The sequence below is a fragment of the Ruegeria sp. CDSC081 genome (genome assembly GCF_059610485.1).
Genome location: NZ_JBXWNS010000003.1, coordinates 235,094 through 247,244, shown reverse-complemented (window position 1 = coordinate 247,244; position 12,151 = coordinate 235,094). Strand labels below are relative to the sequence as shown.

Annotated in this window: 10 protein-coding genes; 2 read left to right on the top strand and 8 right to left on the bottom strand. The window is 54.8% G+C overall.

Going from position 1 to position 12,151, the window contains the following annotated elements:
• The first annotated feature begins 176 nt into the window (after positions 1-176).
• Positions 177-362: a hypothetical protein gene (locus AC2FH9_RS06775; RefSeq protein WP_496871136.1), complete on the top strand. Its 186-nt coding sequence runs from the start codon at positions 177-179 to the stop codon at positions 360-362.
• 151 nt (positions 363-513) lie between these two features.
• On the opposite strand, the gene AC2FH9_RS06770 is transcribed toward AC2FH9_RS06775, so the two are convergent.
• The 8 genes from AC2FH9_RS06770 to AC2FH9_RS06735 all read right to left on the bottom strand — a co-directional run bounded on the left by AC2FH9_RS06770 (position 514) and on the right by AC2FH9_RS06735 (position 11,038).
• Positions 514-2,028 (bottom strand): M81 family metallopeptidase, encoded by a 1,515-nt coding sequence (locus tag AC2FH9_RS06770; protein ID WP_496871135.1) that lies wholly within the window; start codon positions 2,026-2,028, stop codon positions 514-516.
• Positions 2,025-3,671 carry an amidohydrolase gene (locus AC2FH9_RS06765; protein ID WP_496871134.1) on the bottom strand — a complete coding sequence of 549 codons (1,647 nt, stop codon included), beginning with the start codon at positions 3,669-3,671 and terminating at the stop codon, positions 2,025-2,027. The genes AC2FH9_RS06770 and AC2FH9_RS06765 overlap by 4 nt, the downstream gene beginning before the upstream one ends.
• An 11-nt stretch (positions 3,672-3,682) precedes the next feature.
• Positions 3,683-4,606 carry an oligopeptide/dipeptide ABC transporter ATP-binding protein gene (locus tag AC2FH9_RS06760; RefSeq protein ID WP_142636099.1) on the bottom strand — a complete coding sequence of 308 codons (924 nt, stop codon included), beginning with the start codon at positions 4,604-4,606 and terminating at the stop codon, positions 3,683-3,685.
• Entirely contained in the window at positions 4,603-5,583 is a 981-nt protein-coding gene (locus tag AC2FH9_RS06755; protein ID WP_496871133.1) for an ABC transporter ATP-binding protein, read from the bottom strand. Before AC2FH9_RS06755 ends, AC2FH9_RS06760 begins: the two co-directional genes overlap by 4 nt.
• Positions 5,580-6,437, bottom strand: coding sequence for an ABC transporter permease (locus AC2FH9_RS06750; RefSeq protein WP_281995038.1), 858 nt, complete (start codon positions 6,435-6,437; stop codon positions 5,580-5,582). Before AC2FH9_RS06750 ends, AC2FH9_RS06755 begins: the two co-directional genes overlap by 4 nt.
• Before the next feature lie 12 nt (positions 6,438-6,449).
• Positions 6,450-7,388 (bottom strand): ABC transporter permease, encoded by a 939-nt coding sequence (locus tag AC2FH9_RS06745; RefSeq protein WP_271948705.1) that lies wholly within the window; start codon positions 7,386-7,388, stop codon positions 6,450-6,452.
• 86 nt (positions 7,389-7,474) lie between these two features.
• Complete coding sequence (locus AC2FH9_RS06740) at positions 7,475-9,040, bottom strand: ABC transporter substrate-binding protein (RefSeq protein WP_496871132.1); 1,566 nt, start codon at positions 9,038-9,040, stop codon at positions 7,475-7,477.
• Positions 9,041-9,061: 21 nt separating this feature from the next.
• Positions 9,062-11,038 (bottom strand): CocE/NonD family hydrolase, encoded by a 1,977-nt coding sequence (locus tag AC2FH9_RS06735; protein ID WP_496871131.1) that lies wholly within the window; start codon positions 11,036-11,038, stop codon positions 9,062-9,064.
• Positions 11,039-11,166: 128 nt separating this feature from the next.
• On the opposite strand from AC2FH9_RS06735, the gene AC2FH9_RS06730 reads away from it, so the two are divergent.
• Positions 11,167-11,928, top strand: coding sequence for a helix-turn-helix transcriptional regulator (locus AC2FH9_RS06730; protein ID WP_281972993.1), 762 nt, complete (start codon positions 11,167-11,169; stop codon positions 11,926-11,928).
• The last annotated feature ends 223 nt before the right edge of the window (positions 11,929-12,151 follow it).

Below are 12,151 nucleotides of genomic sequence, written 5' to 3'. Positions count from 1 at the left end.
TGGAACTTATGTTGAAAAGGAAAGTACAATGCGGTCTTTGAAATTTCCCGTGATCTGATCGGAAATCTGCAGGCTCTGATCGAAACATCCTCACTAGGAACGGAGTCTACATCCAGACAGCCTGATCAAGGAGATGGGTTTAGGTCGCGAAGATACACGTACATAACAAGTTCGACATGCAGGCTTCGGTCGATTTGATGCTTGCGATCAAGGACACGATGAAACCCCTCGTCGATCCGGGCATGTCCATGGATGAAGTCCTGGCGCAAAATCCGTTATCCGTCTTTGAGAAGTTCGCCTGGTTTCACATTCCAACCGAGCGGATGACGATGATTATCTATTGTCTGCTGGCAGAGAGCTGAAATTCTCTTGGCCGAAATCACCTCCTAGAATTTGGCCGTCGAGAATAAGGGCACAATGCGAGGCAGTTAACTGCCTCGCTCAAAACCCCACACAGCCCGCAAAAGGCGCGCTTCACAGATGATAATGGACCCGCAAGATCAGCGGAATTCGCTAGCCTGTGCCAGTTGAGGCAACGGTAGCGCAGCGAGTGTTAACCAGCCTTCTGGAGATACAAGTGTAGGGGATTTCTTCCAGGTTGCAGAGAAAGGCACCTGGCGAAGAAACGGAACAGATATTTCCTGCAATAGGTTCGAAGTCCGCTCGGAAATGTACGGTGCTTTTTACACAGATAACCGCGTAGTTCGTTGGGTCTAATCCGATATGAGTAAAATGCGCGCGATCAAGACATTGGTTCCGTATACTTGTGACAACAAGGTCAATACTTGCCTCGTGCCCAACCAAACGTAGGGCAGCTGTCTCGCCCAGCGTAGCTATCCCACCGCCATACATTTTTCCGGTATAGCGACAAAGGCCATCACCCAAAGCCAGAACTTCAAACTCTGCTTTGACTGGAACGTGCCCAGCCAAGTTGGACTTTGCACCGACCGCAAGTTTTACCCGTGCACCTTCTCCGGCCGCATGGGCTTGTTTTGCACTTTCTGGGTCATGGAACAGACCCATTAAGACACTCTTTGTCCCGCCCTCAATCAGTGCTGCCAGCAGGCCAGTAGTATCTGATGTCCCGCCCGCACCAGCGTTGTCCTGGACATCTGCGACAACAATGGGTTTTCCCCGCCTCTCGCGACATATCGAAACCGTTTCCTCTAGAGACAACATTGAACAATCAAGATCGGCTTCGCGAGATACGAACAAATGCACGACTTCTTCCGCGGCAGCAGCAGCTTTCTGGGCTGTGGCCGCGTAGGCAAGACATGATGGGCCTGTGTCTGAGAAGTCCGCAGCGGTGAAGCCAAGGGCGATTTCTGCCAGAATTTCCTGCTTCTCAAATCTTTTCGGCAATTGATAGATCTCGCTGAATGGCTTGGAGCCCGTATGTTGCGCATGCAAAGGGATGAGGTAAGGCACCGGTTGGAAAGCCTTGTAGAGCGTTTCGCCCGCTAGCAACCGCTGCAGGACAGGAACGCATCGTGCGCCCGTTTCCGCCATATCCAAGTGGGGATAGGTTCTAAAAACAGACAAATAGTCTGCATTGTCGACCATCTCAGCCGAGATGTTGGCGTGAAGGTCCAAACTTGCGACCACTGGCACTTCGAAGCCCACAACTTCACGTACACGACGCAGAAGCTCTCCCTCACCGTCAGCGAGGCTTTCGGTGACCATTGCCCCATGGAGATCGAGATAAACGCCATCAATGTCACCCACATCCCGGATGCGATCCAACAACATCTCGCAAATTGTTTCGAATGCGTGATCGGTTACATGTGCAGACGGCTCGGCGGAACACCACAGGATTGGTGCGACTTCAAATCCTGCTGCCGCTGCAGCCTTCGCAAAACCGGCGATAGGTAGGTTCATGCCAAACGTTTCCGATATCACCTGCGCACCGTGCAACATGCCGGGCCAGGAATCGGCCATCTCAAACTCGTGCAGACCGGCCTGCGTCACACCAAAGCAATTAGTTTCATGCTGAAAACCCGCGATCGCAATACGCTTGGTCGCCATCATGTGTGCTCGATTTCTTTTTCGGCATGGGGTGCAGAAAAAACACTTTGGCCATTGCGGATCGTTTCAAGCACCCGCGTATCTGTCAGGCGGTCCGGATCGTGCAGTGGATTACGCGAAAGGACAACAAAGTCAGCAACTTTACCCGGTTCGACAGAACCGCGCTGCTCGTCCTTGAAGACTTGCCAAGCAGCGTCGATGGTCTGAGCGCGTAAGGCTGACAGAACGCTGATCTTCTGATCTTCACCGAGCACGCGACCAGAAACGGATTTTCGATTTACCGCACAGTGGGCCAGATGGATCGGACGCGTCGGCGTGACCGAGGCATCATTGTGGATTGTATACCGCAAGCCAAACCACTCAGCAGACGCCGCAGGGGATATCCGCTCGGAGCGCTGCGGCCCCAAGAATGTATCGTAGTGGCGATCACCCCAAAAATGTATATGAGCCGGAAAGAAACTGACGGTAAGTCCAAGCTGGACCATACGCTCCAACTGATCATCCCGCAGAACCTGACCGTGGATAATGGTGTGGCGATGATCTTGGCGAGGATGCGCAATAAGCGCCTTTTCCACCGCATCTATGAACATCTCGGCACCGGCATCACCATTGCAGTGGCAATGCATTTGCAAGCCCTTGCTATGAAGTTTTCTGACGTCGGCATCTAACTGTTCTTGTGAGGTGTAAACCATCCCACAAGGGTGACAGGGATCGGAAGGCTTGAAATACGGGGTAGACAAAAACGCGGTCTGCAACTGAAAAGCCCCGTCCGTGAACAATTTGCGCGGACCCAGAGTGAAATGCGGGTTGTCGGGCCAGTTCGTACCGATCCAATGCTCGGACAATTCGGGTTCCTGACTTCCGACGGGTAAGAGCTCAATGTCTATTCCCGGATCCAGATCCGCGGGCAGGCTGGCAAAGTGTTCCAACATGGTTTGCGACGCCCAGGCGTTTTGGGCATAGGTCACACCATAGGATAGGTATTCGTCACGACAGGCCTCAAAGCCTTGCCAGAACCTTTCGCGGTCGATCAGGAAATCAGTATCGCCCATCTCGCCCATGGCCGATAATCCTTCGATCAATCCCGTCAGGGCTCCGGTTTCAGGATCACGGCCAAAGCGGCCGCCTTCTGGATCAGGTGTTTGACAGGTTAACCCGCGCTTCTGAAGGGCAACAGAATTGGCTACGCCACAGTGCCCCGACGCATGAATAACCCAGATTGGATGACGCTGTGATACATCGTCCAGCTCAGCCCGCGTGGGCATGCGGCCTTCGCGAATGGCAGTATTATCAAACAACACGCCCATGACCCACTCACCCTCGGGCGTCTCGCCAGCCTTTTCCCGAATCCTAGTCAACGCCTGCGCCATGTGTTTGCAGTCCCCTAAAGGAGGCGAAGATAAGTCGACACGGAACAGCCGTATGAACCCTGGATCCGGGAAATGCCCGTGCGGGTCGATAAACGCCGGCATCAGTGTACGACCCTGAAGGTTATACTCATGTGAGTCAGCCGGCATGCGTGCGCGCAGATCTGCTTCAGCACCGACGGCCTGAATTCTTTTGCCCTCGGTCAGAACAGCCTCTGGAGAGGAGTTCTGTGCATCCATAGTCAGGATTGTGCCGTTAAAATATAGTGTGCTTGGCATTGGGTTTCCTACTAAGACAGCGGTGCCAGACAACGCAGCCCGTGGCCGCCATTTACTTCCCATTCCGGAGTCTGGGTGCAGATATCCTTGGCAAAGGGACAACGCTCGCGGAACTCACAACCGGACGGGCGTTTGAGCAAACTGGGGGGCTCACCTTTAAGAGCGATCCGTTCCAACCGCGCATCCGGGTCCGGCTCTGGGTTGGCACTCAGCAGGCAGCGGGTATAGGGATGGCGCGGCTCGTTAAAGATGGCCTCGGTTGTACCTTCTTCAACCAATCGGCCCAAATACATGATGCCCATTCTGTCAGCCACATGGCGTACGACGCTAAGGTTATGCGTGATAATCACCATCGCCAGCCCCAGCCTTTCGCGCAGGTCGTTGAGCAGGTTCAACAGCTCGCCCTGAACCGACACATCGAGACCTGCAGTGGGCTCATCCGCAAGGATCAATTTGGGTTCCAGTGCCAGTGCACGTGCCACACCCACACGCCGAGCTTGGCCACCAGATAGCTGATAAGGATAGCGGTCCGCGAAATGCGTGGGCAAGTTGACCATTTCCAACAGGCGCTTGGCTTCGGCGTCCATGTCACGGTCTTTCATGCCCTGAATGCGGTAAGGCTCGGTAATCAGACTGCGGATGGTCAGACGCGGCGACAGGCTTCCAACCGGGTCTTGAAACATCATCGCCATGTCTTTGCGCAACGGGCGCATGACACTTTCGGGTGCGCCCCGAATTTCCTGACCTTCGAAGGTGACCGAGCCATCTTGCGCAGGTGCTAACCCGGCAATGGCGCGAATGACCGTGGTTTTACCAGACCCACTTTCACCAACCAGCGCGTAAGTCTCTCCGGGTTCTACGGTAAAGCTGACACCCGCCAGTACATTGACCGGGCCATAGCTGGTATTGAGGTCCACAACGTTCAGCAAGCTCATGATGCGACCTCCTGATGGTTCAGCCAGCACGCAGCGTGATGGCCTTCTTTCAATTGATCCAGTGGCGGCACTTCGGTGGCGCAGCGCGCCATGGCCTGATCACAACGATCCCTGAAAATGCAGCCCCCCGGCAGGTTTGCCAAATCGGGCACTTCACCGGGAATGGTTGGCAATACACGGGCACGCTCTTTGATGTGACCGGGGTCGCATTCGATCAGTCGGCGTGTGTAAGGGTGTTTAGGATTGTGGAAAATCTCCCGCACGTCCCCGCTTTCAACAACTGCGCCAGCATACATCACAACAACCCGGTCGCAGAGTTCCGCGATCACGCCCAAATGGTGCGAGATGAATAGGATGGCACAGTGAAACTCGCGCTGCAGCTCTTGCAGGCGCTCAATGATCTGCACCTCCAGTGTCGCATCCAGTGCAGTTGTCGGCTCATCCGCAATCAAAAGATCAGGTTCGGACATCAACGCCATCGCGATGGCGATCCGTTGACGCATCCCGCCAGAGAATTCATGCGGATATTGCGCCAGACGCGCCTCAGGGTCAGGAATGCCAACAGCGCCCAACATTTTGGCCGCGTGCGCCAACTTGTCAGCCTTGGACTGTCTGGATCGGTGCTGAATATCCAGCATCTGCTGACCGATAGTCAGAACCGGGTTGTGCGTTTGCATCGGATCCTGAAAGACGATGGATATATCCGCCCCGCGCAGGCCCCGCATGTGCCGCTCAGAGGCTTGCAGCAAATCCTTCCCCTTGAACCTAATTTCTCCTTCACGGAACCGGGTATTGGGCGCGGTCAAACGCAGAATGGATGAGATCAACGTGGATTTACCACAACCGGACTCTCCCACGATGCCAACGATTTCACCTTTGTTGACGTTGAATGTGATGTCCCTCAATGCCCTGAGGTCGCCACGGCCTGTTTCGTAATCGACGCAAAGCTGGTCGATTTCCAGAAGTGTCTCGGTCATCGCTGTTTCCTCAGTTTCGGGTCAACTACATCGCGCAGGCTTTCACCCAGAAACGTGAAGCCAAGCGTTGCCAGAATGATCGGCAGGCCTCCGCCAACAACCAACCAAGGAGTTTGGCGGATCAGGGAATAGCCATCCTTAAGCAAAGCACCCCAGCTCGGGGTCGGAGGCTTAACGCCCAGACCCAGGAAGGACAGGCCGGCCTCAAGCGCGATGACTGTGGGGATATCCATGGCTGCCAACACAGCCAGAACGCCAATGATGTTGGGCAGCATATGAACGCCTAGAATGCGCGCCATGCTGGCCCCCATTGAACGTTCAGCCAGGATGAACTCAGAGTTGCGGAGTGTCAGCGTTTGGGTCCGCGCCACGCGCCCATATGTTGGGATCGAGGTCGCCATGACGACAAACACGACCGTCTGCAGACTGGGCCCGATCAGGGCCACAACGGCCAGCGCGAACATCACTGTCGGAAAGGACCGGATGGTATCGAAGAACAGCATTAGAAGATTATCGAGCCATTTCGGCCCATACCCTGCAATCATGCCCAGTGTCAGGCCAATCGCCATTGCTCCGAACACGGCGGGCAATGCCACCTTGAGCGCAACTTGGCCCCCCGCGATGACCCGCGAAAACGTATCGCGCCCTAACTGATCTGTGCCCAGCAGGTGTGCTGTGGACGGTCCCTGCAAGCGGGATTTGATATCCATCGCAATCGGATCATAGGGTACGATCCAATACGCAAAGATTGCGCAGAAAACGATGACACCGACGATGATTAAGCCCATGAGACCAAGCGGGTCGCGCGCAACGCCGACTATGATCTGGCCCATTTCGGAACGAGATTTTTCCATGTGCCTGCCTCCTCAATGAGCCGTGCGCGCGCGTGGATCAAGCAGCGCATTGATCAGATCGGCCAATGCGGTCGACACCACGAACAAAGCTGTTGATACTAGGACAGAGCCCATCACAATCGGGTAGTTTCGGGTCGTAATGCTGTCGATGACCAGTTTGCCCAAACCAGGTCGGGCAAAGACGATTTCAGCGAAAACCGCCGAGCTGAGAAGAAAACCCATCCCAACACCGATCACGGTAACCACGGGCAAAATGGCGATCCGCAGCGCGTACACCATGACCACGCGACGTTCGGCGATACCAAAGGCTCGGGCCGTGCGGACATGGCTTTCACCCATAACCTCCAGCATCGAGGCGCGTACCAACCGGGCAATATAGCCAACCCAACTGAGCCCGATGGCAAAGGCGGGCAGGACCAAATGGTCAAGACGGTCAAGGAAGCCTTCCCCGGCACCGATCGCGGGAAACCATTGTAGATGCACTGCAAAAACCAAAAGAGCCAAGAGCGCGACAACAAAGGCCGGAGCGGCCACAAAACTGACAGATATCGCGGCGGCAACTCGGTCGATCAACGTATTGGGATGCGCAGCCGCATAGGCGCCGAGTGCGATGCCCAGCGTAGCTGACCACAGGATCGACGCGAAAATCAGTTCCAATGTGAATGGTAGTTGCTGGAACACGATGTCAGTCACGGAACGACCCGAAAAGACATCGGTTCCCAAGTCACCCTGCAAGAGGTTTCCGTAAAAAATCAAAAGCTGTTTCCAGATTGGCTGGTCCAGCCCCAACGCTACTGTGAGTTGGGCCTGAAGCTCGGGCGTGGCGCGTGGGCCGAGCATGATTTGGACCGGGTCGCCTGGCACGGCGCGGATCATCAGGAACATGACGGTGACCGCCACGAACAGGATAAGCAGCGACAGCCCGAAGCGACGGGTTGCGAATTTCAGCATGGCCAACTGGCTCCTTTTGGCTTGATGGCGTTGGTGTTGGTACGGCGAGCGTTACGCACCCGCCGCACCCGGTCGACCTGGGGAGATCAGGTCGCCTTGCCAAAATAGCGAAGCAGGGACAGGCCATCTGGCCGCAGAGCTGGAATGACGCGTGCGCTGTGAATAACCGGTGTCGCCTCGTGAGTGATAAAGCGATAAGCACCGCTTTCTTCCATCAGATCCTGCGCACGCTGATACATTTCAGCTCGCTTTGAGATGTCCGTTTCAGCAGCCGCAGATTCATGGATTTCGTTAAATTCCGGGCTGTTAAACCGTTCCCAGTTCCATTTCCCGATCTGTTCTGGTGTGAACCACGACGTCGCATAATACGGATCAGGCGTCATCGAGAAACGGTTCAGAACAAGCTGTAGGTTCTCATTGTCACCAGACGCCCAGAATGCCCCAGATTCCAGAACGTTAACCTCAACCGTGATTCCGATCTGCGCCAGCGTCGCCTGAATAATCTGTGCAGTTGTTGTAAAGGTCGTCTTGTTCAACGTATCGAGGGTTAGCGTGACATTGGTTTCACCGGATTCCGCGAGCAACTGCGTGGCTTTCTCGAAGTTCGCCTCAGGTGGTACAAGCGAAGATGGCCGATGGCCAGCAAGGCCCGGTGCGATGATGCCGGTAGCCGGTTCAGCAGCTCCAAAATATGCTGCCTCCAGGATGCTCGGAACATCCACTGCGTGCTGAATCGCCTGCCGCAGTTTTTGATTTTGCAGCTTTGGATGCTCGACGTTCATGCCCATCCAGACATAGTAAAGCGAGGGTTTCTCAACCAGCGACCCACCATTGGGAACCCCGGCGCGATACCGCTCAACCGAGCCCAGCGACACGCGAGTTACGTCCAACTCGCCTGCCTCGAACGCAATCTCGGCCGTGTTTTCATCATCGATCGGATAGATCTCGACGGTATCCCAAGCGGGGGCATCCCCTTTCCAGTCAGGGTTGCGCTTTAGAACGGTCTTTTCTTTGGGCGACCAACTGTCTCGCAGATACGGGCCGGATTCCGCAACCGGATCAGCACCGATCCGGCCACCGGCGGCTTCGACCGCTGCCTTCGAGACGATGTTTCCAGTAATATACGGCAGGGCAATCGACCAGATCGGGGCAAACGGGCTGTTCAGAACGATTGTCCCTTCACGGTCTCCTGTCACTTCAACATGGCTGAATGGCCCTAGGTCGGGCTTATTCGGACTGTCGGTCGTGTCGTCCACGATCCGTTCCATGCTGAATTTGACGTCTTCAGCAGTCATTGCGCCAAATCCGTTGGTGAATCCAATATCGTCACGCAATGCGAACTTGATATGGGTCGGGTCAACCTGCTCGATCATAGTTGCCGCATCCATTTGCCAACCCCATTCCTCGCCCGGCTTGTATTGGATCAGCTTGTTGTAGATGGAGGCATGCACTTCTTCTTCAACGACACCAACGGAATGTGCTGGATCCATGTTCTGTGCATCACCATAAGCCCGCACCCGCAGAACACCGTCATCTGCTGCAAACGCGCGGTTCGCCCACCCCATCGGAAGCGCTGTAGCGGCCCCTAGCGCAGTTGCACCTTTCAGAAACCTCCGGCGACCAACATTGGCCTTTGTCCATTCGATCTTCATAGTATCCTCCCTTAGATTAAGTCAGAGAAGTCCGCGTGGAACGGTTTCGGACCATTCCCTTGTTAGGACTTCGATTTCATTTGCGCCTTCAGTGGCGCGTAGTTTGCGGTAGAGATAGAAATTCTCGGTGTCACAGGTCATGCGGCACTCGGTCGTGATGGCGACCTGCCATTCTTCGCGCTCGAACGAAAAACTCCAAGCGGTCTCGAAATACGCGGTTGTCGGATCATCGGGGTGAATGCGGTAAAGCATGCGTACGTCGCTACCAACAATCAGATCGTGGTAGGGATCGCGCGTTTTACCATAGTCATCAAACGTCTCCAGAACCACGCAACCGCTTTCCGTCACCGTGCGTTCTGATTGCGCTGAAGGTAAACGCAACTGCTCAGCTGCCAGAACCGGATACGCCTGCGCCGGGCCGGGTTCAGAGGCTTGAATTTCATGCGCAACTTCGCGCACCGGCAGATGAAGAGCACAATCCAGCAAGTGTAAAGTTACCGTGGCCGATTGAGGTGCTGGCCAGACAATCGGCCAATAAGACGTCGACAACGCCAGTCGCAAAACGTGGCCCTCGCGCAAATGGTGCGCACATTCGTTCAGCGTGATTTCAGCCTCGTAGAACTCACCTGGTTGCAGGACCTGCGGCGTCTCATGACTGTGGTAGTGACACAGGTTCAACGGACGATAGCTGATCCGCTGTGACACACCTTCGGGTGAAACATCACACAGCCGCGCGACAAGCTGGGCAACCGGCTGATCCACTGAAAACTGAAACTTTAGCTTTGCCCGACCCAGCAGCTCGAGCGGTGTTTGCAGCGGCGAGCTGTCAAAACAGACCGATAAGGCATCATCACCGGCCTGATCCCCTGCAAGTTCATTGTCGATACGCATGCCCGCACAGAAATATCCGCTGTCTTCACCAACATAGCAAGGCGATGCCACAGCGACCGCACCAACCACCGGGTCGCGCGAAAACCCACCAGGAACCAGATGCCAGACCCGTTCTGAGACATGAGGTGACGGCCATGCCGTCTCTGCAATCCAACGACCTTTCCGAGGACCGTTTTGCGCAGTCGGATTGAAGTGTTCCTGCATGTATGTCCGATAGGCAGGCAAGTCCTCGGCGCCGTTTTGTTGTCCCTTCAGCCAGCGGTCAAACCATCCGACGACTTCGGAATGGAAATCTGCGGGATCAAGCTTTGAGATGTGCGGATAGCGGTGTTCCCACGGCCCAATGATAGCTTTGGTTGGCGCCGTCAGGTTGGCTGCCAAAGCCGGAGGCGCATTGACGTAAGCATCTGCCCAGCCTGTAATCGCCAAGACAGGGGTTTGGATCGCGGTCCAATCCTCGCAAACTGAGCCGTGCTTCCAATATGGGTCGCGCGTCTGATGTCGCAGCCAATCTGCAGAAGAGAATGGGACGTTTTGCAGTCGGGCAAGCCAGTCCTGTCGCCAATCTGCTCGAAGCTCTGGATCAGCTGGGCGCGTCAGATAGGCAAACATCTGACTGCCCCAATTCATGTTGTCACTCAGCAGGCACCCACCCATGAAGTGGATGTCATCGGCATATCGATCCACAGTCGAAGCGACACTGACGATGGCTTTCAGTGCAGGTGGTTGCCTGAAGGCCAGCTGCAGACCATTAAACCCGCCCCAAGATATCCCAATCATCCCGACATTGCCGTCACACCAATCCTGCGCGGCAATCCAGGCTATGACTTCCTCACCATCATGCAGTTCCTGTTCCGAGTATTCGTCGTCGAATTGCCCTTCGCTGTCCCCGGTGCCAGCTATGTCGACCCGAATACAGGCATAGCCCGCCTTTGCAAAAACCGTGTGTGTTGTTTCGTCTCTGGGCGCGGTGCCGTCACGTTTGCGATATGGCAGATATTCCAGAATGGCCGGTGTGGGGCCTGTCTCGGGCAACCAGAGGCGCGCCGCAAGCCGTCGCCCATCGGCGAGTGTGATCCATGTGTTTTCGATTGTTTCGATTGGCATCTGAAGCTTGTCTGTTACGATCTGATGCTGAAGAAGAAACCGATTTGCAGATAAATCAAATTGTGCAATCTTATGCGAGTTGACGCAGTTTGCAGTGATATAGCGTCAAAACGCGAAAGGTTTTTCTTGTGTCCGAGTATTTTTCTGCCAACTTACGATCGTTGTGCGCAGAGCATGGAAACATTTCGCAGATTTGCCGCGAAATCGGCGTCAATAGACAGCAATTCAATCGCTATTTGAATGGCTCCAGCCTGCCCTCTGCCCATAACATGCGCCGCATTGCACGTCATTTCGACCTGACCGAAGCACAGCTTTTCGAGGAAACTGCAAGCTTCGAACGAATGCTAAGAGGCGTCCTGCCACAAGTTGGGAAAACGCCCACAGATGCGTTTTTGGAACCCTTCCGGGGGCAACAGAAGAACCTGAGGCGCTACATAGGTTTTTATCATTCCTATTTCTGCACGCCATCTTGGGAAGGAAAAATCTTCTGTTCATTGATCCGCATTCAGGAAGTTGAAGGGCTAATCACGATCCGGTCCCGTGAAATTGCCACGTCTCCAGACAAGAGCATGCATCAGATTTCGCGCTACGCAGGCTTTGTAACTATGCGCGGGAACAGGATATTCGTGACCGAACACGAGCTCGCGCGCGAAGGCAGCGTTTCCAATACAATCTTGTACTCGGCGCATCGCCAGCAACTGAAGTATTTGCGAGGGATGACCATGGGCGTTGCTTGGCGCCCATACCCCCATCCATACGCAGCCAAAACAATCTGGAAACGTCTGCACGAACGCGTAACTGCGCGCGAGGCGATCGCAGCTTGTGGCATTTACCCAATTCAAAGTAATAGGATTGATCCAACTGTCAGAAAGCACCTGACCGAGGTTTGAATCGCCGGATTGACATAAGCGGCAGCATCGTTCTTTAGGTGCCGACTCCAATTCCGATAGCAATTTTTCGTCCAAGCTGTACGAGATCAATTCGTACCAGTTCTTCGAGACAGCACTGACAATGCCGCAAGTCTAGCTCGTGCAACGGGTAATGTTCGTCTCTGATTGCAGCGAAGAGGCGGATTATGACCCAGGCATCAACACCGATCTGGCAATACCATGT

Coding starts and splice junctions, on each gene's coding strand:
- AC2FH9_RS06770 (WP_496871135.1), bottom strand. CDS start 2,028: ATGATGGCGACCAAGCGTATTGCGATCGCGGGTTTTCAGCATGAAACT.
- AC2FH9_RS06750 (WP_281995038.1), bottom strand. CDS start 6,437: ATGGAAAAATCTCGTTCCGAAATGGGCCAGATCATAGTCGGCGTTGCG.
- AC2FH9_RS06760 (WP_142636099.1), bottom strand. CDS start 4,606: ATGAGCTTGCTGAACGTTGTGGACCTCAATACCAGCTATGGCCCGGTC.
- AC2FH9_RS06745 (WP_271948705.1), bottom strand. CDS start 7,388: ATGCTGAAATTCGCAACCCGTCGCTTCGGGCTGTCGCTGCTTATCCTG.
- AC2FH9_RS06755 (WP_496871133.1), bottom strand. CDS start 5,583: ATGACCGAGACACTTCTGGAAATCGACCAGCTTTGCGTCGATTACGAA.
- AC2FH9_RS06765 (WP_496871134.1), bottom strand. CDS start 3,671: ATGCCAAGCACACTATATTTTAACGGCACAATCCTGACTATGGATGCA.
- AC2FH9_RS06740 (WP_496871132.1), bottom strand. CDS start 9,040: ATGAAGATCGAATGGACAAAGGCCAATGTTGGTCGCCGGAGGTTTCTG.
- AC2FH9_RS06775 (WP_496871136.1), top strand. CDS start 177: ATGCAGGCTTCGGTCGATTTGATGCTTGCGATCAAGGACACGATGAAA.
- AC2FH9_RS06735 (WP_496871131.1), bottom strand. CDS start 11,038: ATGCCAATCGAAACAATCGAAAACACATGGATCACACTCGCCGATGGG.